This is a genomic window from Streptomyces varsoviensis, assembly GCF_000718635.1.
GTDB lineage: Bacteria > Actinomycetota > Actinomycetes > Streptomycetales > Streptomycetaceae > Streptomyces > Streptomyces varsoviensis.
The window spans coordinates 17,079-39,454 of record NZ_JOBF01000036.1; the positions used below are offsets into that span (position 1 = coordinate 17,079).

Genomic DNA, 22,376 nt, shown 5'->3' on the forward strand with positions numbered 1-22,376 from the left:
GGTAAGTGACTGAAGTGGGTCGGTTCTCGGCAACAACGGGAGGGACCTGTCTGACGAAACCAACTTGCCCTACTTGAACGCGTTAGGGATCTTCCGGCAGCGTGGGACGGCGCCCTCGTCTCCGCCCTCACACCGATCACCCGTGAGACCGTTGTCGAGGACGATCTCGACGGCCTTGACGGCCTTGATGTTCTTCCGGTGCTCCTCGGGCATCAGCGCCGACCACTCGTAGGCGGAGCCGTAGTGGAAACCCGCTATGTCGGCCATTTCCATGTTCGCCTTCGTGGCACCGGAAGGAAGAGAAGTGGCCACTTTCAGCACGCCGCCCTCGAACGTAAACGACTTGGTGTATTTGCGGGGGTCGTAGGCGGCGGGTTGGCCCAGGGCGGCGACTTCGCCGGGGGCCTCGTCACACGCGGTCCCCTGGTCCATTGAGCAGGTTTCCTTGTCGAACGCCTTCATGGACGCGATGATCTTCTCGGGATCAGCCACCCGTTTCGGCTTGGGCGGCTTCTTGTCCTGGGCCTTGGCCCCCGCTTCCGGGGAATGTGACGAAGATTCGGCGGGCTCGACAGCTTCCTTTGTCTTCTCGTCGGAGTCGGCACACGCCGTCAGAGACACGGAGAGTACGGCGGCGGCGAGAGACGCCACAACGGCCTTGCCAGCGAAACGCAACCTTGCTCCCCCACGAGGCGACATCGGGGCCGGGGCCCCGAGAACGGCATTACGTTACTCCTTTGTGGATCAAGCCTCGGGGCTGGCCGGTACAACCGGACGGCCCGCCTCGTGAAAGCGCGAGGTGAGGAGGGGGGAGGCACGTCGGCGGCACGGGCGTGCACTGCCGTGGGCCGTGTGTCGGGTGTGTCGGCAGGTACCGGCTTGGTTGGTAGTGCCACTGGACCACTCGAAAGGCGGGTTTGCCCATCGGCGGGTCGGGCGGGGGCTGATGGGCCCCAGCATGGGAGCAGCGCACCACCGGTGGTCCGGTGCCTCGGTGGTGCGGGCTATGTGCAGCCGGCCGGGGCCAGGTGGCCGGCAGCGAGGACCCGCGAAGGGCTGCGGGTGGGCGAACGGTGGAGGGACAACGATGAGTACTGCCGTCGAGACAGGCACGGGTGGCGAGGGCCTTCCGGCCCCTTCGATCAGCACGGTCGCGGGGACCGGGGAGGCGGGCTTCAGCGGGGACGAGGGGTTTGCCCTGTCGGCTCGGTTGAATCATCCGTACGGGGTGGCGGTGGACAGGGCGGGCACCCTGTACCTGTCCGAATTCAGCAACCACCGGATCCGCAAGGTCGCGTCCGACGGCAAGGTCGGTACGTACGCGGGGACGGGAGGGGCGGGCGGCGGGGGTGACGGCGGGCCTGCTGTCTCGGCCGAGCTCAACTGCCCTCGTGAGGTGGCGCTGGGTCCTTCCGGGGCCCTCTACATCGCCGACGCAGGCAACCACCGGGTCCGGAAAGTCGCGGCCGACGGGACCATCAGCACCTTCGCGGGCACTGGCGCGGCAGGCTTCAGTGGTGACGGCGGCCGCGCCACCGCCGCCCAGTTGGACCGTCCGTACGGGGTCGCGTTGGACAGCGTCGGTGCGGTCTACATCGCTGAGTACAACAGCCACCGGGTGCGGAAGGTGGCGGTGGATGGAACGATCAGCACGATCGCCGGCACGGGCGTCCCGGGCTTCGCCGGTGACGGCGGTCCGGCCGTTTCGGCCCAGCTCAACCATCCGTACGCGGTGGCGGTGGACAGCGAAGGCGTCGTCTACATCGCCGATGCCGATAATCACCGGGTCCGGAGGGTCGTGGCCGACGGGACGATCAGTACGGTCGCCGGTACGGGCGCTGCGGGCTTCGGCGGTGACGACGGCCCGGCCGCCTCGGCCGAGTTGAACACCCCCGTGGCGGTGGCCGTGGACGGTTCCGGCGGCCTCTACGTCTCGGACCAGTACAACCACCGGGTCCGGAGGGTGGTGGCCGACGGGACGATCAGTACGGTCGCCGGTACGGGCGCTGCGGGCTTCGGCGGTGATGACGGCCCGGCCGCCTCGGCCCAGTTGAACAATCCGTTCGGACTGGCTGTTGACCGAGCCGGCGGCCTTTACATCGCCGACCACGTCAACGACCGGGTCAGGAGGATCGAGCCGTCGAAGGTGGTCGTGCTGCCCGTTTCGGGCACGGTGGTCTCCTGGGCCAACGTCCGCAGTCGGCTGCGCATGGCGGTGCAGCGCGAGTCCTTGAGGGACGGAGCCGAGGTCCACCAGTCGCTCGCCTCCTCCAGGAGCAGCCAGCGGTGGCGGCTGGTCTCGGCGGGCCAGGACGAGGGCGAGGCTCTGTACCGCTTCGAGAATGTGCGCAGCGGCAAGGTCCTGGAGGTGCTCGAAGCCCAGCAGATGGCGGGTGCGGTGGTCGCGCAGCGCGCCTACGAAGGCGACGACGCGCATCACCAGCACTGGCGGCTGATCCCGGTGGACTCGGCGACGGACGGCCCGCAGGTGTTCGAGATCGCGAATAGGCACAGCGGTCTGCTGCTGCGGGTCGACACCAATGCCCGGGCGGCGATCAAGCAGCACGAGGCGGAGGGCGACCACCGGGAACGGCAGTGGCAATTGCTCCCCGTGTGACGCATGCGGTGCGTGTGATGCACGGGAGGGGCAGGGTGTCTTGACCCTGCCCCTGGCCGGCCCGTTGCTTACGGGGCGCCCGAGTCCTCGTCGGTTGGTTCGGTGGCCTTCGGTGACTGCGGAGTCTTGGGGGCTTTGGTGTAGTCGCTCTTCTTCGGCCTGTTCTTCAGGTCCTCGTCCTTCTGGAGGTCACTGTGCTCCGTCACCGTCGCACTCGCCTCCTGCATGCCGGCGGAGGCCGACTTGGCCACTGCGCCGGGATCCTGGGCGTACTGGGCCTGCGCGTCCGCGGACGCCTGGGTGCTCTCGATGAAGGAGCCGAGGAGACCCAGGAGGACCCGCGCCTCGGGCGACTGCTCCTGCACGATCTTCGCGCGGGAGGAGGCACCGTGGATCGCGTTGTTGAACAGCATGGTGCTGGTGTCGTCGTACGTCCCGTCGTCGGCATCCTCGAAGTCGACGTCCTCGCCGGGCTGGGGCCTCGTGCGGTCGGTGGACACGGAGAAGATCCCCGCGCCCTGACCCGCGGTACGGAAGATGTTATCGAACACCATGGTCGTCTCCTCTGCTCGTCATCACGGCGCGGTGCCGCTCGGTCAGGGCTGCTTGTGCAGCGTCTGCTGGCTGAGGGCCAGGCTCTCGCCGTCGAGCATCGTGTGGTGGACTTCGAGGGCCGAGACGACCTCGGCCAGCCCCTGCATGCGAAAGCCGCCCGGTGCCAGCTCGATGTCGCCGATGTCGCGGGCGACCAGCGGTTGGATGCCGGGGTAGTTCCCGGGCTGCGGAGGGGACAGCTCCGGCGCCGGGACGTCGTACTGCACCGCGATCAGCCCGGAGAAGGTCACCGGGATCTCGTAGACGTACTGCTTGCGGGTGCGCCGCTGCGTGACGAGGGTCTCCACCCGGGAGTTCGGCGGGACCTTGCCGGAGATCTGCGACTTCGAGGCCCAACTGGTGGTCAGGGAGCCGCCCACAGTAGCCGCGATTCCCAGGGCGAGTTGGGCGTTGAGGGACGCGTTGCCGGTCGCGCTGCCCGTGGTGGTGAACCCCACTGAGTTCGTCACCGTGTTCGACGAGGAGTTCGACGCGGAGTTCCGTGTGGACGTCTCGGTGGCGTGAGCGGTGTCCGTGCCCTGGCTGTCCTTGCTGTTCTTCTTGGTCGTGGTGTCGGTGTTCCGGTTCGCCGTCTCGTTCTGGGACTGCGACTGGAGCTGCGACTGAAGGTCCATGCGGAGCTGGTTTTGCAACTGGAGTTGGAGTGACGCGCCGACGCTGCCGCCGAAGGTGAGTTTGGCGTCCCCGTGAAGTGACCATGTGACCCCATTCGACACGGTGAAGTCGACCGAGTCGGTGAAGTTCATTTCGGTCTGGCTGCGATTGACGTAAGTCCGTGAGGAGAAGGTGTCGGGCGGTGGCTGGCCGATGTTGCCCCGTACCTCGATCAGTGGCTCCCCGAGATTCATGTAGGCGAACCACCCCCTCTGGGACGCGGTGCCGGAAAAAGTACCGAAGCTCGACTTGTTCACGGAGAACCCGACGGGTTTGTGCTGCACGCCGTAGTCGTCGACATAGACCAGGTTGGGGTGGTCCAGGATGGCCTGCCAGTTCTGCTCGATGTTGAGTTCCCGCAGGTTCTTCTTGGTCAGCGGCTGGCGCTTGGCCTGCTCCAGGCTATACGCGTTGGAAGGCATGTATCCGTCCTCAACTAAATCCCGACCGTACCAGGCTCAGTGAATTGCAAACAGAAGTGCGCACCATTTCCAGCAGTCGAAATTACCACCGCTACCATCGGCCTGGAAGCCCCTCCCGTGCATCGCACTCAATCGAGTGATATAGGCCCAGCGGCCGCACTTAACTTCATGGATGGCTTTTCATCGGGCCTGCCCCTGGGTAGCTTTGGCTCACTCCTTGGCGTGAGCGGCGTATTTGATTCGGACGCCAAAAAATTACCCTTCGCATGCGAAACAGGTGAGGTATCCGCCATGTACACCCAAGAACGCACGACGATGTCCAACCTGGTGGTCGGCGGCCCGGTGGCGGTGAACAGCTACGACAACGCAATCGTGGCGGCGCTGGTCGAGAACCGGCCGGTCATGCTCGTCCACGCCTTCAACGGCGGCTATCTGCGGCCCGCCGCGCTGAGCGAGGAGAGCCACGATGAGGGCGTCAAACTGGCCACTGCGCTGGACCCGGACACCAAGGAGGCCCAGGGCCACCTCTGGTACGTCACTCCAGCCGGCTTCTTCGGACAGCGCCCGCTGTACGTGCTGGAGAGCGCCTCGGGCCAGGTCTCGCCCCAGCCCGCCGGCGCGGGTGAGACCGACGCCGGCCGCGGCGACGACGGTGCGCCCAAGCCGCAGCGCAGGCGCATCACCGTCCACCAGGAGGCGCCGAAGAGCACGGCCGACGCCGTCCAGGTGGGCCTGCCCGACAAGGTCGGCGACAAGTGGCGGGGGAAGAACGGCGCGCCCGAGGACACCCAGCTCTGGGTCGTCACCGTGACACCGTGGGGCGGGATCACGTTCGTGCCGATCACCCACCCCGACGCCATCCTCGGCTTCAAGGACCACGCGGTGACGGCCGACAGCGAGGTGCGCCTCACCTACAACTGGGGCGGGGACTTCACCGGGACGGTCATCAACACGTTCTACCCGCGGCTGCCCAACGAGTGGAACGTCCCGTACCACCACGTCTTCACGTGATCCGCGGCCACCCCGCACCACACCCGTCCCGCACCGACGACCGTACCGCCCGGAAGGGGCAGCACGATGCCCGTACCCATGGAAGAACTGAAGCTGGAGATCGTCAACGCCGCCACGGGGAAGACCCTCGGCGTCGAGACCACGCCGGGCGCGGAGGGGGCCCTCGTCGTCCGCGACTTCCCCGATGACGGGCCGAGCCCGGAGCAGTGGCAGCTCAGCCCCGTGCCGACCACACAGGACGAGCAGACGTACGTGATCCGTAACGTGGTTGGCGGCAAGGTGCTCGACGACCCCGCCACCGGGGATCGCGGCGTCCGGCAGCGGGACGCCGCCGCCGGCCGGGAGAGCCAGCAGTGGCACGTCGTCCCCGTCGAGGGCGAAGCCGACCTCTACTTCATCGAGGGCGCGACCGACCGAGCCGTCCTCGACCTCGCCGACCCCGGCGAGGAGGACACCCGGGCCGTGCTGCGCGAGTACGACGACAGCGCGGAGAGCCAACGGTGGCGGTTCGTTCCAGCGGAGCCCGAGCGGCTCAGCGACCTCGTGCTGCGCTGGGGGGCGTTGAGCCACTGGAACGGCCGCCGGTCCTGGCGGCTGGTCCGCTCGCCCGCGCTGCGGCCGGCCCCCGACGCGACGCCCTCCTACAGCGACATGCTGCTGGTCATCGATCAGTTCGGAAGCGACCAGGACGCCGGCGGCTGGAAGAGCGAGAGCGCCACCCGCCCTGCCGGCGGGCAGCCGGGCGGGTGGGCCGGGCTCGGTGCGCGGTTTCTCGCCGACACCACGGGAACGGGACGACAGGACATCATCGCACTGGCGCCCGCGAAGGGGGCCGTGACGGCAACCTGCAGGGGCGACGGGACCTTCGACGACGAACGCACCTTGCACCAGCCCGACCCGTCCGCGGACCCTGCGGACCTGTGGACCCTCGCGGACACGACCGGTGACGGCACACCTCACCTCGTCGTACTGGCCGCCGACGGTGTCCGCGTGTCCACCCCGGACGAGGACAAGACATTCACCCCCGCAGGCGGCGAGCCGGTACTGAAGGCGTTCGGACACGGCGAGCAGGCCGGCGGATGGCTGGCCGACAAGCATCCCCGCTTCCTGACCGACACCACCGGCGACGGCCGCTCCGACCTCGTCGGCTGTCACGACGACGGCGTCTGGATCTCCCTCCAGGACGAGGAGGGGAAGTTCGCACCGGTCGCCGACGAGCCCGTTCTCCGGGCGTTCGGCCATGGAGAGGAGGCGGGGGGCTGGCGGGTCGACAAGCATCCCCGCTTCCTCGCCGACACCACCGGCAACGGCCGCACAGACCTCGTCGGCTGCCATGACGACGGCGTCTGGGTGTCGCTCCACAACGAGGACGGAACGTTCGCCGAACCCCTGTACGTCCTCGACAGTTTCGGGGCCGATCAAGGGTGGACCTCGGTCGAGGAACACCCCCGCTTCCTCATCCGGAGCACCAGCGACGGAGCGACGGACCTCGTCGGGTTCGGCCCTCAGGGCGTCGTCATCTCCCGCGGACGCGGTGACGGCACGTTCGAGCCCGCCGAGCTCGTCCTGAACGACTTCGGGGCCCGCCAGGGCTGGACGGGCAAGAAGCACCTCCGCATCCTCGCCGACGTCACCGGCGACGGCACCCCCGACATCGTCGGCTTCGGCGACGAGGGGGTCTGGGTGTCCCACAATCGCGGCGAAGGCCGTTTCGACCAGGCCCAGTTGGTCTGCCGTGGCTTCGGGTACGGCGACGACGCCGGCGCCTGGCGCATCGACCGCCACCCCCGCTTCCTCGCCGACGTGACCGGAGACGGCCGCCTCGACATCGTCGGCTTCGGCGGACCGGGCGTGTACGTGGCCCGGAACCTCTACCGCCGCTTCCGCACCCGGTAGCCAGCGAAGGCCGCGGACGCGGCGGCGGAAAGGCCCCTGCCATCTGGTCGGACGCCCGGCACAGACCCCTCTCCACACGAGGACGCGCCGCTCCCCGCCGGAACGGCCGATACCAACAAAGGAATGAGCAACGAGCTGTGAGCGACCCGTCCTACCCACTGGCCATCGTTCCCTACGCCCAGGCCGCGGCCGTGATCGAGGGCGACGGCACCATCCTGCGGGCCCTCGGCATCGACGAGGTCCGCAAGACCGCAGACGGCAGCTATGCCGTGAAGGTCAGCGGAGAAGTCGACCTGGAGAAGAGCGTGCCGACAGCCACCTTGATCGCCCGGGCCGACCCCTCCGTGCCGGCCCAGATCTATCTCGACCTCCAGGCGGACGGCGGCGACCCCCATACCTTCGGTGTGACGACGTACGCGGGCGCCGCTCGGGTGGACAGCCCCTTCACCGTGATCGTGCCCTAAATGCCGCCTCCTCCTCAGCGCCGCGGTCCACCCGGCCCACCACAACACGAGAAGCGCCACCCTCGCCAAGACAGCAGTCCGGAGGACCCACCATGGCCGATCCCATCCCGATGCACGCCCCCTACGCCCGCGCTGCCGCCGTGGTCGCCCGCGACGGGACTCTGGAAAAGACGAAGAACATCCTCAGCGTGGAGAAGACCGGCGGGGGCACCTACAAGGTGACCGTCGCCGAGACCGTCGACGTCACGCACGCCGCGCTTCAGGCCACCGCGCACAGCAGCGCCAACTGGGGAACGGAGGTCTACGCCAAGAGCCTGGACGCACATGCGGTGCAGGTCCTCACCGGCGCGAACGGCAAGGAATCGGCGCAGCCGTTCCACATCGCCGTCCTGTAGCGGCATCACACGAGCAGGACCGTGATGTTGGCAGGGCTGGAGGACTGATCGATGCCGGCGGTGAGGCTACGGATAGTTGTTCGTGGAGCGCGCGCAGCTCTGGCCGCGGGGACCGGCCATCCTTCGGCGGCAGTCCGCCGCGGCGAACACGTCATCTGTGCAACACCGCTGTGTTGCACGTGCAACACGCAAAACACCCCCCTGATCGCGTTCCCGCGGATCAGGGGGGTGTTACTGGCGGTAGCGGTGGGATTTGAACCCACGGAGGAGTTGCCCCCTCACACGCTTTCGAGGCGTGCTCCTTCGGCCGCTCGGACACGCTACCGAGATGAAGCTTAGCGGACGGGGGGCCGTGGGCCGAAATCGGTTACCCGGTGGGGGTACCGGAGGGGTCAGTGGGAGCGGAAGAAGGTGGTGAGGAGGGCGGCGCAGTCGGGGGCGAGGACGCCGGGGATCACTTCGGGGCGGTGGTTGAGACGGCGGTCGCGTACGACGTCCCAGAGGGAGCCGGCCGCGCCCGCCTTCTCGTCCAGGGCGCCGTAGACCACGCGGTCCAGGCGGGAGAGGACGATCGCGCCCGCGCACATGGTGCACGGCTCCAGCGTCACGACCAGCGTGCAGCCCGTCAGCCGCCACTCGCCCACCGCCCGCGCCGCCTCCCGTACCGCCAGGACCTCCGCGTGCGCCGTCGGGTCGCCCGTCGCCTCGCGTTCGTTGCGGCCGCGCCCGATCACCGCGCCGTCCGGGCCCAGCACGACCGCCCCCACCGGTACGTCGCCCGTCTCCGGCGCCCGTACCGCCTCCGCCAGAGCCAGCCGCATCGCGGCGCGCCAAGGCGCCCGGACCGGGTCGTGGTCCGGGGCGTCGTCGGAGGCGTCGTCCGGAGCGTGGTCGGCTGCGAAAGGTCCGGCGGAGGGCCCGGCGGAGGGCCCGGCGGAGGGCCCGGCGGAGGGTTCGATGGCGGGCTGGGCGGCGGGCTCGGCCGAGGGTTCGGCGGCGGGCTCGGCCGAGGGGCGGGCGGCGGATGCCTCGGCGGGGGGCCGGTGGCCGGGTGCGGTCATGTCACCAGTGTGGGCGACGCCCGCGCTACGGCCGTCAGCGCACCGCCTCTAGCACCTCGGCGCAGCCCAGCATGTCCGCGATCTCGCCGAGCGCGTCGTCGCTGAGGCCCTTCAGCCGCTGCTCCGGCATCCCGAGGTCGGCGAGGATCTCGCCCTCGCCGAGCGGGCCCGCCGGCACCGGCTCCTCGGCGGCCTCGGCGTCGACCTCCTCCTCCGCCTCGGGCTCCCCGTCCTCCGTGCCGTCGAGGTCCAGGGTGTCGAGTTCGTCCACCTCGTTGTTGCGGCCGAGCAGCTCGTCGGCGAGCATCGCGCCGTACGAACTGCGGGTGGCCGCGGCGGCGTCCGAGAGGTACACGCGTGGATCGTCCTCGCCGTCCACACGCACGACGGCGAACCACGCGTCCTCCTGTTCGATGAACACGAGGACCGTGTCATCGTCCACTGCCGACTCACGGGCCAGGTCGGCCAGATCGGACAGCGTCTCCACGTTGTCGAGCTCTGTGTCGCTCGCTTGCCACCCGTCTTCGGTGCGCGCGAGCAGTGCGGCGAAGTACACCGTGACTCTCCCACTGGTCATAGGCGGTGCCGGCTGGACGGGAAGCGCACCCCGCCCACTCGGAATCGTGGCAGAAAGCGACGCGTTGCGAGAGGTCTTCCGCGCTGCGTCGTGCAGTAGTCCGAAGAGATGTCCCTCACGCCCCGCCCGTACGGACCTGTGGGCGCGCCCTTCCGAGGCCCCTCGGCGCATCATCCGATCAGCATCCGATCGCCCGCGGCGCGCCATCTGATCACCATCGGAACGTACGCATCCGCATCTGCTGGCGCATCCTGGCGGCCCTGGCCCGGCGCGGCTGCACCCGGTCGCGCAGCTCCTTGGCCTCGTTCAGCTCACGGAGAAACTGCGCCCGTCTGCGCCGCCGGTCTGCGTCCGATTCGGGGGTTTCAGGCGGTTCGGGGGTTTCGGGCTGTTCAGGCTGTGCAGGGGTTCCGGTGGACTCAGGGGGCTCAGGGGGCTCAAGGGCTATCGGGGCTATGGGGTCTTCGAGTGCGGGAGTTTCGGCTTCAGCCTGGGTCTTCTCCCGGATCTGGTCCCGGAGCGCATCGCGAATGTCGCCCCGGACTTCTTCCCGCCGATCGTCTCGGCGACCATCCGGCCGTTGTTCTCGGTGTTCTCGGTCAGCCAATGGGACACACCACCTCGGGCCGAGGTTCCCGCCCGGTGCGACCGACCGGGCCTACGTGGCCACTTTCGCCATTCCTTCCCCCTTTTCCCGCCCCTTTCTCTTCCCCCTGCCGTCTGTCGCCGTCTGTTTCCTCGTGCAATTTTTCCCCCGATCAGCGGGTTGATGCCAGCGCGGCCGACGTACGGACGCCCCGCCACCGATGCCTGACCAGGGAGCGACGCCCCTTCTGGCCTCGGTTACTGTCGATGTCATGCGGATTCACGTCGTCGACCACCCCCTGGTCGCGCACAAACTCACCACGCTGCGCGACAAGCGCACCGATTCCCCCACCTTCCGGCGCCTCGCCGACGAGCTGGTCACACTGCTCGCCTACGAGGCGACCCGTGACGTGCGCACCGAACAGGTCGACATCGAGTCCCCGGTGATCGCCACCACCGGCGTCAAGCTCTCCAGCCCGAAGCCGCTCGTGGTGCCGATCCTGCGCGCCGGGCTCGGCATGCTCGACGGCATGGTGCGGCTGCTGCCCACCGCCGAGGTCGGCTTCCTGGGCATGATCCGCAACGAGGAGACGCTCCAGGCGTCCACGTACGCCACCCGGATGCCGGACGACCTCTCCGGCCGGCAGGTGTACGTGCTCGACCCGATGCTCGCCACCGGCGGCACGCTCGTCGCGGCGATCAAGGAACTCATCTCGCGCGGCGCCGACGACGTCACCGCGATCTGCCTGCTGGCCGCGCCGGAGGGCGTCGAGGTCATGGAGCGGGAGCTGGCGGGCACCCCCGTCACCGTCGTCACCGCCTCCGTGGACCAGCGCCTCGACGACTCGGGCTACATCGTCCCCGGCCTGGGCGACGCGGGCGACCGCATGTACGGGACCGCCGGCTAGTCCGGCCGCGCCGTTCGCTTACGGGGCCGTTCACCGCTCACCGGTGAGCGGCCCCGCCCATGTTCCGCCCATGTTCCGCCCACGCGTCCGGGCCGTCGCCGTGCCCGGTTCAGCCGCGCGCTTACGCCCGTACGTGCCCTCAGCGCCCCCTCAGTACCGCCTCAGCACTTCGTCGCAGCGGACGCCGAAGGGGTCGGCCGGGGCTTGGTCAGCGCGGCCAGGCTCCGCTCGGCGTCCTGCTTGGCGGTGAGGTTCTTGAACTCCGAGCCGATGATCAGGTCGACGTCGCCGCCCTTGCGGCCGTCGCTCTTGATCTCCGCGCCCGTCAGTTGGGTGCCCAGCACCTTGAGCGCCCCGTCGGCCGCCGCGGGGGCGCCCAGCAGCAGTCCGCTGCTCTTGACCTTCTTGTCGTACTCGGCGGGGGCGTTGCCCACCTTCCCGACCTTGAAGCCGCGGCTCTTCAGCTCGTCCGCGGTGGTCTTGGCGAGGCCGCCGCGCGGTGTCGCGTTGAGGACGTTGACGGTGATCGCGTCGGGCTTGGGCAGCGCCGCCGGGCGGCTGCGGGGGCCTTCGCCGCTCTTCGCGCTCTTCCCGCAGTCCTCGCTCTTGCCCGGCGCGGCCTGCGCCGTACCGTTCCCGCCCGTGAAGACCCCGATGAGCTGCGCCGTCCCCCATCCGACGAGGCCGAGCGCGGCGACCGCGCCCACCACGGCCAGAGCGATCCTGCGGCGGTTTCTGGGGCGCCGCATGTGCGGGTAGCGATTGCCCGTGATGCGGTACTTGCCGCCCATGCCGGGAGGGGTGAGCATGCTCATGGCCGCAGCGTAGTGCGGGCCCGTACCAATGCCTACTAAATGATCAATGGGTGGCGTTGAGCCCAACCCGAAAGGGCCAATACCAGTCTGAATGCCGGTTTGAACACCGGCCTGATGCGCAAGTGCCTGACGGGAAGTCAGCTCGGTCGGGCTGCGGTCGGGCTGCGGTCGGACCGGTCGGCCGGCAGCCGGCCTCGCCGGGGAGGCCGGGGCGTCCTACGCGCTCAGCCGAGTTCCAGCACGCGGGCGTGCAGCACTTGGCGCTGCTGGAGCGCGGCGCGCACCGCGCGGTGCAGCCCGTCCTCCAGGTACAGGTCGCCCTGCCACTTCACGACGTGGGCGAACAGGTCGCCGTAGAACGTCGAGTCCTCCGCGAGGAGCGTTTCCAGATCGAGCTGGCCCTTGGTGGTCACGAGCTGGTCGAGGCGTACCGGGCGAGGAGCGACATCCGCCCACTGGCGGGTGCTCTCCCGGCCGTGGTCGGGGTACGGCCGCCCGTTTCCGATGCGCTTGAAGATCACACGGAAAGCCTACCGGGCGAGCGGTACCCGGCGCAGCCATGGCGCAGGAGCGCGAAGCCGACAAACGGCCGCATACCAGGAGCGATGCCTGGGCGAGGGGCGTGACCGAGGGCCCCTGGCCCACCGTCGAGGCACCGCCGTCCGCCGACGGTGCCCCCGGCTCCCGCTCCCACTTGCCCCGCCGGACGCCCCCACCGCCCCTGTCCGCTCCGGTCGCCGCCCCTGTCCGTTCCCGCCGCCGCCTCTGTCCGCTCCGGCCGGCGCCCGCCCGTGGCCGCCGCTGAGGCGGCCCCGGTGGCGCGGCCGGTGTTCGCCGCCCCGCGCGCGGGTCAGGACTTCTCGGTTCCGGTCGCCGCTCGCTTGGCCTCGGCCGCCGCCCGTTTGGCCTCCTGCTTGAGGGCCTGCTTGTGGGCGCGGACCTTGCGCAGCGTCTCGGGCCCGGTGATGTCGGCGGCCGAGCGGTACGCGCCCTCCTCGCCGTACACCCCCGCCGCCTCCCGCCACCCCCGCGGCCGTACGCCGAGCTGCTTGCCCAGCAGGGCCAGGAAGATCTGGGCCTTCTGCTTGCCGAAGCCGGGCAGCTCGTTCAGCCGCTTGAGCACCTCCTTGCCGCTGTCGACCCCGCGCCATACGGCTTCCGCGTCGCCGTCGTAGTGGTCGACGAGGTACTGGCAGAGCTGCTGCACGCGCCCCGCCATGGAGCCCGGGTAGCGGTGCACGGCGGGCTTGGCCGACAGGAGTTCGGCGAACGCGTCCGGGTCGTACGCGGCGATCTCGTGGGCGTCCAGATCGTCGCCGCCCAGCCGCCGCGCGATGGTCAGCGGCCCGGAGAACGCCCACTCCATCGGGACCTGCTGGTCGAGCAGCATCCCGACGAGGGCGGCCAGCGGGCTGCGGCCGAGGAGTCCGTCGGCCTCGGTGTCCTGGGCGATCCGAAGGGTGATGTCCATGGGAATGGCCAGGGCCGCGTATCCGGGCGTCGGAGCCGCCTCCCTGCCTCCTTTCAGATGCTTTGCCCCAGTTTGCACGACCATGTGTATGTGCGAGGTCTTATCCGAAGCCGGGCTTATCTGCCGACCGGGCGCCCGGCTGGCTGCTTCTTCTCGTACACCTCCACCCGCCGCCCCCGTACGACCGTGTCGCTGCTCCGTACGAAGTGGTCGGCGAGGGTGTCGCGCTTGGCGGCGTCGCGGCGGGCGGCGCCGGAGGCGGGCTTGGCGTCCGTGATCAGCACTATCCGGGAGGACTTCAGGATCGCCGACCGTATGTGCGCTGGGCTGCCCTCCTCGCCCTTGAGCGTGCGCGACTGGAGCGGGGACTCGGTGAGGGCGAGGTCCTTGAGGCCGTCGAAGCGGGCGGGCGAGACGAGTGCCGTGTCGCGCCGGGCGGCCGGCAGGAAGAGGACGCCGTCGCCCGGCCGGGAGACCGCCGAGACCACTTCCGCTGGTGCGAACACGTCGTCCACCCGGCTCGCCGGGGCGCGCAGCCCCGTCTCCACCGGCAGCAGCGCGAGCACGGCGGCTCCGCACACGGCGGCGATCGGCGCCCAGGGCCGTACGAGCGGCCACCGCGCGTGCGCCGCCGTGGCCCCGACGCCCAGGATCAGGCCGATCATCAGGGCCGCCCCGATCTGCGCGAACACCACGTACCGGTCCACGTACACCGGCTTGACCAGCGATATCAGCACCAGCGCGGACTGCGGTACGAGCAGCAGCGGCAGGGCCACCGAGGCCGTCGACGCCGGGCCGGAGCGTGGGTGCGGCAGAAAGGCGGCGGCCACGGCGACCACCGCCATGGCGAGCAGCCCGATCAGCGTCGCGGGCGTGGGCGGCTTTATCCAGGAGACCTGGTCGGCCTGGGAGCGGCTGGCGAGGATCAGCGGCAGCGACCCGAGCACGACGACGGCGAGAGGCAGTGCCCAGGCCCGTGCCGTACGCCGCGCGCCCCGCCGCGCCGCGATCGCCACGGTCACGGCGAAGGCCGGCAGAGCGAGCAGCGAGAACCAGTTCAGCAGTCCCGCCGTCAGCAGCAGCGCCGCGCAGCCCCACCAGTACCGACGGCGCTTGCGCTGAAGGGCCGTGACCAGCATCCAGGCCGCCCCCGCCACGCACGCCGTGACCAGCGCGTACGAGCGTCCCTCCTGCTGGTACCGCTGGACCACGGGCAGCACGGTGAAGGCGAGTCCCGCCGAGAGCCCCGCCCAGTTCCCGGCGAGCCGGCGGCCGGTCGCCGCGGTGAGCGCGGTGGCCGCGACCACGCCGAGCACCGACGGCAGCCGCAGGGTCAGCAGGGTGCCGCCGAATATCTCGAAGAGGGCGTGCATGAACAGGTAGTAGAGGCCGTGCACGACGTCCGTGGTGCCGAGCAGCCGCACGATGTCGGCGGCGGACCGGTTCGCGACCTGCCAGGTCGCCGCCTCGTCGCGCCACATGCTGTGCTCCCGGCCGAGCCCCCACAGGCCGAACGCGAGCGACAGCAGCGCGGGGACGGCCGGTACGAGGACGGCCGGTACGAGCAGGCGCGCGAAGGGGCGCGCGAGGGGGCGTACGGCGGGCTGTCCGGCCGGTCGTCCGGGGGGCCGTCCCGTGGCGGGTGAGGCGGGAGGGGCGGAGTCCGGCGCTCGGGGCGCGTGGTGCTCAGGGGCAGCATTGCGTGCCGATGCGTCGGAAGAGGACATGAGAGACGACTATACGCAGCGCGTATACGCACGGATGTCCGACGGGTGTACGTGCGCATGTGCGTCCGGGTGCGCGTCCGCGTGTACGTACGCGCGCCGTGGGGCTCCCTCCGCTGAGTCCTTCAGGCCGCCGGGGCGCTGCCGTCCAGGTTCGCGATGCGCTGCCGTACGGCCTGGAGCGCCCCTTCCTTGCTTCCCGGCACGCGGGTGCGCAGGTCGATCAGTTCGGGGCCCAGCGCCCGTACCGCCCTCGGGTCGCTGACCTGCTGCCAGCAGTGGTGGGCGCGGTCGGCGGCGGCCTGCACCTCCGGGTGGGTCTCCGGCTGCCCGGCGTTCATGCGCTGCACGGCCGCGTGCATCCACAGCCCGCACGCCTTGGCCGGCTCCCCGGCGAGGCGGGCGAGATCGGCCCGTACCTCGGTCCAGTGGATGACTTCTAGGGAGCCGGGGCCATGGGCCCGCCACGCCTCCTGCTCCCACGCGGCGGCCATCGCGGCGGCCTCGCTGTGCCGCCCCGCGTGCGCGGCTTCGAGTATGGCCGGGTGGGGGTCGGGGTGGGGGTGGCCGGAGCGACCGCTCCCGGCGCGGGGGCCTTGGGCGGCTTCGGCGCGCGGCTCGGTGCGGGGGCGCGGCACCGGATCGGAGGCGGAGCCGGAAGCGGGGGCGTGAGCCCGGTCGGGGGTGGGCGCGGAGACGGTCGCCGGTGCAGAGGGAGGAGCCGCTGCGGAAGGAGGAGTCGGCGCGGAGACGGTCGCCGGTGCGGAAGGGGGAGTCGGTACGGGGCCGGGCTCGGCGGGCGGCAATGGTTGGCCCTCTGGTCGGTCCTCTGGTCGGACAGCCGGTCGGGGGGCAGCCGGCCCGGACTCCGCTCCGGCCTCCGGCTGAGGGGGTTCGGGCCGGGGCTCCGGGTGCGGTCGCGGCGGGGCGGGGTCAGCAGCCGGAGCCGGAGCCGGGGCAGGGGGCCCGGCCGGGCCCCGGGCCGACCCCGAGGTCGTCGATGAAGTGTGTGCCTGGGCCGGGATCGGGGCCGGGTCGGGGAGCCGCTGCGTCTGGTCGGGGGCGGGCTCCGGGTGGCGCGGTGTCGGTTCGGACTCGGTGGGCTCCGGGGCCGCGTACGCGTGCGGGGCGCTGGCCAGGAGGTACACCGCTCCTGCGGCGAGCCCGGCCTGCTGCGCCGCCTCGTGGTGCAACTGCTCCACCGGAGGGCGCTCGGGTCTCGTACGCAGCAGCGTGGCGAGGGCCTGGCTGTAGACGGGCACCGGGCGGTCGCGGCGGCGGGCGGGCGGCGGGGCGACGGTGCCGTACAGCGCGTACGGGCCGGAGAGGTAGCCGGGTTCGGCGGTCAGCCGCTGCCAGACGGCCTCTTCGGCGACCAGGTCCGCGAGGACGGTGGTGCTGCCCGGGGGCCGCTCGCGCAGCTCGGCGGCGAGCCAGTGCCAGGGCAGCCCGGTGTAGCGCACGGTGCTGGCGGTCGTACGGGCCAACGCGAGGTGCGGGAGCTGCTGTTTGCGGTCGAGCTGGAGGTGGCCCGCCAGGTAGAGCAGCAGCGGGCCGGGCGCGGCGGCGGCCGTCCGCAGGTGGGTGAGGACGGTGTTGGGCGCGTCGGGGCTGACGAGCTGGACGACGGACGCGAAGGGCGTGCCGAGCAGCACGGTGGGCGGCACGGCCGCGAGTTGGTGCAGCGCGCCGGTGGCGTCCATGGGCTGTTTCGAGGGTGGCACCGCGGCCATCAGCAGCCCGTACCCGTGCTCTTCGCTCCCGGCGCGGTCGTTCACCATGCGAGCACCGTATCCGTTCGACCCCGGTCCTCGGGTAGGACGGGGGTAACGGTTTTCGGGGGGCGAATCACTGAATTCCGGGGCGTACGGGCGCGGTCGCCTGGGCCGAGACCTCGGCGAGGACGGTGCGCAGCCACTGGTGGGCCGGGTCGGCGTCGACGCGCAGGTGCCAGGCCATGGCGATGGTGCTCTGGGGGAGGGACAGCGGGATGTTCCAGATGACCAGGGGCAGGCGCCGGGCGGCGCGGGCGGCGAACGCGTCCGGGAGCAGGGCCAGCGCGTCGGTCTCCAGGGCGAGGAAGCAGGCCGCGCTGTGGGTGGGCACGGTCGCCAGGACATCGCGGCGCAGGCCGAGTTCGCGCAGCCGGTCGTCCACGACGCTGTGCGCCCGGCCGCGGCGGGTGACCGTGATGTGGGGGATGGCGGCGAACCGGTCCACGGTCAGCGGCTGGTGCGCGTACGGCGCGTCGGCGCGGGCCGCGGCGACGTAGTGGTGGTGCAGCAGGAACTCGCTGCGGACGTCGTGCGGCAGCTCCGGCATCGCCCCGATGTCGAGGTCGACGCGGTCGCGCAGGTCGGCGGGGTCCTCGTCGCCCTCGGGGAGGAGGCGCAGCCGTACGCCGGGGGCCTCGCGCGCGGCGTGGGAGGTCAGCGCGGAGCCGAGCACGACGGCCAGCCCGTCGTTGGTGCGGATGGTGAACTCCCGCCGCATGGTGGCGATGTCGACGGGGCGCGGCGGGCGCAGCGCGGCCAGCGCCTGGTTGAGCGCGGCCTCGACCTGCGGCTGGAGCGCGCGGGCGCGCGGGGTGAGGACGAGGCTGCGCCCGGACGGTACGAGCAGCGGGTCGCCCACGACGCGGCGCAGCCGGCCCAGGGTGCGGCTCATCGCGGAGGCCGAGACGTTCATCTCCGCGGCGGCTCCGGTCACGCTGCTCTCGCGGAGCAGGGCGTCCAGGGCCGGCAGGAGATTCATGTCGGGTAGTTGCATGGCAAGCAATGGTAGGCAGCCGTACGTCCCGGGCCGGCGCTTTCATTGATGCGTCGCACGCAATGCTGGCTTGTCAATTCGGACCTTGTGGTTCATGGTCGCCCGCTTTGACGATGGAGGGAATTCAAGAAAGCGACGGAACCCAATGATTCACGCACAGCATCGCAACACCGCTCTCCTGGTGGCGGGCTGCTTCTTCATGGAGAACCTGGACGGCACCATCGTGTCGACCGCGGCCCCCCGGATGGGCGCCTCGCTCGGCGTCGCGCCGACGGCGATCAGCCTGGTCATCACCGCCTATCTGCTGACGCTGGCCGTGCTGATACCGCTCAGCGGCTGGCTGACCGCGCGGTTCGGGGCGCGGCGCGTCTTCCTGACGGCCATCACCGTCTTCACCCTCGCCTCGCTCGCCTGCGCCGCCGCCACCGACCTCGGCGTGCTGGTCGCCATGCGGGTGCTCCAGGGGGCCGGCGGCGCGATGATGGTGCCGGTCGGCCGGCTGATCGTGGTGGCCAAGGCCGAGAAGCCGGACCTCCCGCGCGTGATGGCCTACATCACCTGGCCCGGCCTGATCGCGCCCGTCATCGCGCCGCTGATCGGCGGGCTGATCACCACATACGCGAACTGGCGCTGGATGTTCCTCATCAACATCCCCCTCGGCGTCGTGGCCTTCGCCGTCGCCTGGCGGCTGATCGAGGCCGCGCCCGCGGCACAGACCCCGCCGCGCCTCGACTGGCTGGGCGTGGCCCTGACCTCGACCGGGCTCGGCGCGCTGACCTGGACGGCCCATCTGCTCTCCGAGACGTCCGCGGGGACGGGCCCGGTGCTCGTCACCGGTGCGGCGGCGGTGCTGCTGCTCGGCGCGGCCGTGTGGCATCTGCTGCGGAGCGACAACCCGCTGGTGGACCTGAGCACCCTGAAGGTGAAGACGTTCCGGGCCTCGGCGTCGGGCGGTTCGCTGTTCTGGATAGCCGTGGGCGCGGTGCCGTTCCTGCTGCCGCTGCTGTTCCAGGAGGCGCTGGGCTGGAGTGCGGTGAAATCCGGCGTGGTGGTGCTGTTCGTGTTCATCGGCAACATCGGCATCAAGCCCGCGACGACGCCGCTCCTCAAGCGGTACGGCTTCCGGCCGCTGCTGCTGGCCGCCGGGTTCGGGCTCGGGGCCTCGATGGTGGCGAGCGCGTTCATCGACGCCGCGACGCCGCTCGCCGTGATCGCCCTCATCGCGCTGATCAGCGGCGTCGCCCGGTCGCTGGGGCTGACCGCGTACTCCACCATCGCCTTCAGCGACATCCCGGGGGAACGCCTCCGGCACGCCAATACGCTCCTGGCGACCGCCCAGCAGATGGGGGCGGGCCTCGGCGTGGCCGCCGCCACGGTCGCGCTGCGCGCCGGCGGCCCCATCGGCGACTGGCTCCCCGGCCGCACCACGGCGACCACCGCCTACGGCGTGGCGTTCTGTCTGCTGGCGCTGGTGTGCGTGGGCACGGTGGCGGGGGCGCTGCGCCTGCACCCTACGGCGGGAGACGCGGTACGCGGCCCGGCGCCGGCTTCGGATCAGGGCCCGGCCCCGGCTCGTACGGAGGGGAACAGTCGGGCGGCGAGGTAGGTCGTACGGGCGGGGGCGGGCGAAGGCTCGTACGGAAGAGTGGGGCTCGTACGGACCGGACGGCGGGGCAGACCGTACGGGCAGGGGGAGCGGGGGCTCGTACAGGCGGGCAGATGGGCAGGCGGGCAGACGGGCAGGCGAGGCGCGCCGGGTTCAGCAGAACCGTCGGGCCAGCCGGGCCTGGAGGGCGCACAGCGCGTGGAGGAACAGCAGGCTGCCGGCCCAGAAGGCGGCGCCGACGGCCGCGTGTGCGGCCCAGGCCCCGACCAGCGTGGGCCCGCCCCAGGAGGCGTGGAACATCGGGTCGGCGGAGAACGGGTGGCCGATGGCGGCGATGGCGTCGGGCCGCAGCGGATACAGGAAGCCGAAGTACACCGAGTAGGCGCACAGCGCGACCAGCAGGAGGGCCACCAGCGCGGGCAGCAGTGAGAGCAGGGCGTACCCGAACACCCGGCGGGCCTTCGGCCGCCACGCCCGTTCGGCCTCTCCGGTTCCGGTTCCGGCCCCCACCCCGGCCAGCGCCCGCTGCCAGCCCGCCGCCGCCCGAGCCGCGCCGACCAGCGCGGCCGGTGCCGCGACCGTGGCCAGGGGCAGCCAGAGCGCTCCGCGCACGAGGGGGCGTACGACCCAGCGGTGCGCGCCCGGCGTCAGGCCGCGTACAGGCCGACGGCCGCCGCGTACACGTCGACGGTCGCCGCGTACAGGTCGACGGCCGGCGCGTACAGGTCGACGGCCGGCGCCCGACTGGCGCGCGGGGTCAGTGGTCGGGGGCTGGGTGACGACGGTCAAGGCTCGGCGCTCCTGGCGGTATCGCAACGGCAACTCGGCGGTATCGCTGCTGGTCAGCGACGTGTTCACGCTACGGCGCGAGGGGCCGGGCGGAATCACCCCGCGGGGGCGAATCCGAGGTGATACCCAGGTATGACGGGCGGGGCGTGACACGCCGGGTGCGACACACAGGTGCGACACGCCAGGTGCGACGTGCCAGGTGCGACAGGACAGGTGCGAGGTGCCAAGCCTCCGGAAATCAGATGCGGCTCGCGCGAGGGCGCGCTTAGAGTGAATGGCATGTCTACGCCCCGCATTTCCTAGCTCGGGACACACGCTTCTCCGCCATCTGTGTGTCCTTGAGCTATTCCGGAGCGTAATCCCATGATCACCGTGCGCGGTGTCGACGTTCGCGTCGGCGCCCGACTTCTGCTGTCCGACGTTTCCTTCCATGTCGCTCCCGGCGACCGCATCGGCCTGGTCGGCCGGAACGGCGCGGGCAAGACCACCTTGCTGGAGACCCTGGCCGGGCGGGTGCGGCCCGCCGCCGGGACGGTGACCAGCCTCGGCCGCCTCGGCTATCTGCCGCAGGATTCGCGGGCGGCCGACCCGGCCGTCTCCGTCACCGACCGCGTGTTGTCCGCGCGCGGTCTGGACCGGGCCGTACGGGCGCTGCGGGCCGCCGAGTCGGCGATGGCCGCGGCGGCCGAACCGGGCGCGGTGGAGCGGGCGATGGGCGCGTACGCCCGTGCCGAGGCCGAGTTCCAGGCGCGCGGCGGGTACGCGGCCGAGGCCGAGGCGGCGCGGATCGCCGCCGGGGTGGGGCTGCCGAACCGCGTGATGAACCGGCCAGTCGGCGACCTGTCCGGCGGCCAGCGCCGCCGGGTCGAACTGGCCCGCATCCTCTTCGCCGACCACGACACGCTGCTGCTGGACGAGCCCACCAACCATCTCGACGCCGACTCGGTCGGCTGGCTCCGCGCGTTCCTGATGGGGTATCGGGGCGGGTACGTGGTGATCAGCCATGACACGCAACTGCTCGCCGACACCGTCAACCGGGTCCTGCACGTCGACCCGGCGCGCGCCGCCGTCGACGCGCACAACACCGGCTGGCACGGCTACCTCGCCCAGCGCGCCGCCGACGAGCGGCGCCGCACCCGCGAGCGCGCCAACGCGGAACGGAAGGCGGCGGCGCTGCACGCCCAGGCCGACAAGATGCGTTCGCACGTGTCGACGGCGGTGGCGGCGAAGAACATGGCCCGCCGCGCCGACCGGATGCTCGCCGGCCTCGAACCCGCCCGCCGCACCGAGAAGACCGCGCGCATCCGGCTCCCCGAGCCCGCGCCGTGCGGCCGGCTGCCGCTGGCCGCGATCAGCCTGGCCAAGGCGTACGGCGAGCAGCGCGTGCTCACCGGCGTCGACCTGGCGCTCGACCGCGGCAGCCGGCTCGTCGTCCTCGGGCTCAACGGCGCGGGGAAGACCACCCTGTTGCGGCTGCTGGCGGGGCGCGAGGAGCCCGACTCGGGGCGCGTCGTGCCCGGACACGGGCTGCGGCTCGGCTACTTCGCGCAGGAACACGACACGCTCGACCCGGCCCGTACGGTCCGCGAGAACCTCGCCGCCGCCGCGCCGCACCTGACGGACGGCGAGGCCCGGCACGTACTCGGCTCGTTCCTCTTCACCGGGGACGACGCCGACAAGCCGGCGCGGGTGCTCTCCGGGGGCGAGAAGACCCGGCTGGCGCTGGCGGGGCTCGTGCACTCCGGCGCGAACGTGCTGCTCCTGGACGAGCCCACGAACAACCTCGACCCGGCCTCGCGCGGCGAGGTGCTGGCGGCGGTCGGCTCGTACCCCGGCGCGATCGTGATGGTCACGCACGACGAGGGCGCGATCGAGGCGCTGCGCCCGGACCGGGTCCTGCTGCTGCCGGACGGCACGGAGGACCTGTGGGGCGAGGAGTATCTGGGGCTGGTGACGCTGGCGTGAGAGTGGGCTCCACGGCGGACCGTGGAGCCCAC

The 22,376-nt window shown here is 71.4% G+C and carries 21 protein-coding genes and 1 tRNA gene; 8 read left to right on the forward strand and 14 right to left on the reverse strand.

Annotated features, from left to right (window positions below; translation table 11 throughout):
• Nucleotides 1–69 precede the first annotated feature (69 nt).
• The gene (locus tag IF55_RS33525) at nucleotides 70–621 is read right to left on the reverse strand and encodes a hypothetical protein (RefSeq protein WP_169767308.1); all 552 of its coding nucleotides are present in this window, start codon (nucleotides 619–621) and stop codon (nucleotides 70–72) included.
• Between the two features lie 466 nt (nucleotides 622–1,087).
• Between IF55_RS33525 and IF55_RS33530 the strand changes: the two genes are divergently transcribed.
• A complete protein-coding gene (locus tag IF55_RS33530) occupies nucleotides 1,088–2,617 on the forward strand; it encodes an NHL domain-containing protein (protein WP_030886382.1) in 1,530 nt (509 codons plus the stop codon).
• Between the two features lie 68 nt (nucleotides 2,618–2,685).
• Here IF55_RS33530 and IF55_RS33535 read toward each other — a convergent pair whose 3' ends face one another.
• Together IF55_RS33535 and IF55_RS33540 are read right to left on the reverse strand one after the other, a co-directional pair.
• On the reverse strand, nucleotides 2,686–3,171 hold the full coding sequence (locus IF55_RS33535) for a hypothetical protein (protein ID WP_030886385.1): 486 nt from the start codon (nucleotides 3,169–3,171) through the stop codon (nucleotides 2,686–2,688).
• A 42-nt stretch (nucleotides 3,172–3,213) separates the two neighbouring features.
• A complete protein-coding gene (locus IF55_RS33540; protein ID WP_030886386.1) occupies nucleotides 3,214–4,308 on the reverse strand; it encodes a hypothetical protein in 1,095 nt (364 codons plus the stop codon).
• Nucleotides 4,309–4,599: 291 nt separating this feature from the next.
• Between IF55_RS33540 and IF55_RS33545 the strand changes: the two genes are divergently transcribed.
• The 4 genes from IF55_RS33545 (at nucleotide 4,600) to IF55_RS33560 (ending at nucleotide 8,074) form a co-directional block, all read left to right on the forward strand.
• On the forward strand, nucleotides 4,600–5,319 hold the full coding sequence (locus tag IF55_RS33545; RefSeq protein ID WP_030886389.1) for a hypothetical protein: 720 nt from the start codon (nucleotides 4,600–4,602) through the stop codon (nucleotides 5,317–5,319).
• A 66-nt stretch (nucleotides 5,320–5,385) separates the two neighbouring features.
• Nucleotides 5,386–7,215, forward strand: coding sequence for an FG-GAP-like repeat-containing protein (locus IF55_RS33550; RefSeq protein WP_030886393.1), 1,830 nt, complete (start codon nucleotides 5,386–5,388; stop codon nucleotides 7,213–7,215).
• Nucleotides 7,216–7,352: 137 nt separating this feature from the next.
• On the forward strand, nucleotides 7,353–7,679 hold the full coding sequence (locus IF55_RS33555; RefSeq protein WP_030886395.1) for a hypothetical protein: 327 nt from the start codon (nucleotides 7,353–7,355) through the stop codon (nucleotides 7,677–7,679).
• A 92-nt stretch (nucleotides 7,680–7,771) separates the two neighbouring features.
• A complete protein-coding gene (locus tag IF55_RS33560; protein ID WP_030886398.1) occupies nucleotides 7,772–8,074 on the forward strand; it encodes a hypothetical protein in 303 nt (100 codons plus the stop codon).
• 235 nt (nucleotides 8,075–8,309) lie between these two features.
• Here the strand turns inward: IF55_RS33560 and IF55_RS33565 are convergent.
• The 4 genes from IF55_RS33565 to IF55_RS41045 all read right to left on the reverse strand — a co-directional run bounded on the left by IF55_RS33565 (nucleotide 8,310) and on the right by IF55_RS41045 (nucleotide 10,169).
• A tRNA-Ser gene (locus IF55_RS33565) sits at nucleotides 8,310–8,399 on the reverse strand.
• A gap of 67 nt (nucleotides 8,400–8,466) precedes the next feature.
• Nucleotides 8,467–9,033, reverse strand: coding sequence for a tRNA adenosine(34) deaminase TadA (tadA, locus tag IF55_RS41040; protein WP_398243693.1), 567 nt, complete (start codon nucleotides 9,031–9,033; stop codon nucleotides 8,467–8,469).
• 136 nt (nucleotides 9,034–9,169) lie between these two features.
• Nucleotides 9,170–9,691 (reverse strand): tRNA adenosine deaminase-associated protein, encoded by a 522-nt coding sequence (locus IF55_RS33575; protein ID WP_030886407.1) that lies wholly within the window; start codon nucleotides 9,689–9,691, stop codon nucleotides 9,170–9,172.
• Nucleotides 9,692–9,923: 232 nt separating this feature from the next.
• Nucleotides 9,924–10,169, reverse strand: a complete 246-nt coding sequence (locus tag IF55_RS41045; RefSeq protein ID WP_398243695.1) for a hypothetical protein — start codon at nucleotides 10,167–10,169, stop codon at nucleotides 9,924–9,926.
• Between the two features lie 400 nt (nucleotides 10,170–10,569).
• On the opposite strand from IF55_RS41045, the gene upp reads away from it, so the two are divergent.
• The gene (gene upp / locus IF55_RS33580; protein ID WP_030886410.1) at nucleotides 10,570–11,205 is read left to right on the forward strand and encodes a uracil phosphoribosyltransferase; all 636 of its coding nucleotides are present in this window, start codon (nucleotides 10,570–10,572) and stop codon (nucleotides 11,203–11,205) included.
• 161 nt (nucleotides 11,206–11,366) lie between these two features.
• Here the strand turns inward: upp and IF55_RS33585 are convergent, their stop codons facing one another.
• The 6 genes from IF55_RS33585 to IF55_RS33610 all read right to left on the reverse strand — a co-directional run bounded on the left by IF55_RS33585 (nucleotide 11,367) and on the right by IF55_RS33610 (nucleotide 17,984).
• On the reverse strand, nucleotides 11,367–12,020 hold the full coding sequence (locus IF55_RS33585) for a LytR C-terminal domain-containing protein (protein WP_037966028.1): 654 nt from the start codon (nucleotides 12,018–12,020) through the stop codon (nucleotides 11,367–11,369).
• 224 nt (nucleotides 12,021–12,244) lie between these two features.
• Entirely contained in the window at nucleotides 12,245–12,541 is a 297-nt protein-coding gene (locus tag IF55_RS33590) for a type II toxin-antitoxin system VapB family antitoxin (protein ID WP_003955420.1), read from the reverse strand.
• A gap of 329 nt (nucleotides 12,542–12,870) precedes the next feature.
• On the reverse strand, nucleotides 12,871–13,491 hold the full coding sequence (locus tag IF55_RS33595; protein ID WP_030886417.1) for an HhH-GPD-type base excision DNA repair protein: 621 nt from the start codon (nucleotides 13,489–13,491) through the stop codon (nucleotides 12,871–12,873).
• Between the two features lie 116 nt (nucleotides 13,492–13,607).
• A complete protein-coding gene (locus IF55_RS33600) occupies nucleotides 13,608–15,218 on the reverse strand; it encodes a glycosyltransferase family 39 protein (protein WP_078645694.1) in 1,611 nt (536 codons plus the stop codon).
• 122 nt (nucleotides 15,219–15,340) lie between these two features.
• Nucleotides 15,341–16,996 carry a hypothetical protein gene (locus IF55_RS33605; protein WP_030886425.1) on the reverse strand — a complete coding sequence of 552 codons (1,656 nt, stop codon included), beginning with the start codon at nucleotides 16,994–16,996 and terminating at the stop codon, nucleotides 15,341–15,343.
• A gap of 67 nt (nucleotides 16,997–17,063) precedes the next feature.
• Entirely contained in the window at nucleotides 17,064–17,984 is a 921-nt protein-coding gene (locus IF55_RS33610) for a LysR family transcriptional regulator (protein WP_030886428.1), read from the reverse strand.
• A gap of 145 nt (nucleotides 17,985–18,129) precedes the next feature.
• Between IF55_RS33610 and IF55_RS33615 the strand changes: the two genes are divergently transcribed.
• A complete protein-coding gene (locus IF55_RS33615; protein ID WP_030886433.1) occupies nucleotides 18,130–19,590 on the forward strand; it encodes a DHA2 family efflux MFS transporter permease subunit in 1,461 nt (486 codons plus the stop codon).
• Between the two features lie 153 nt (nucleotides 19,591–19,743).
• Here IF55_RS33615 and IF55_RS39015 read toward each other — a convergent pair whose 3' ends face one another.
• Complete coding sequence (locus IF55_RS39015) at nucleotides 19,744–20,202, reverse strand: hypothetical protein (RefSeq protein ID WP_030886437.1); 459 nt, start codon at nucleotides 20,200–20,202, stop codon at nucleotides 19,744–19,746.
• A 540-nt stretch (nucleotides 20,203–20,742) separates the two neighbouring features.
• Between IF55_RS39015 and IF55_RS33625 the strand changes: the two genes are divergently transcribed.
• Nucleotides 20,743–22,344, forward strand: coding sequence for an ABC-F family ATP-binding cassette domain-containing protein (locus tag IF55_RS33625; protein WP_030886441.1), 1,602 nt, complete (start codon nucleotides 20,743–20,745; stop codon nucleotides 22,342–22,344).
• The last annotated feature ends 32 nt before the right edge of the window (nucleotides 22,345–22,376 follow it).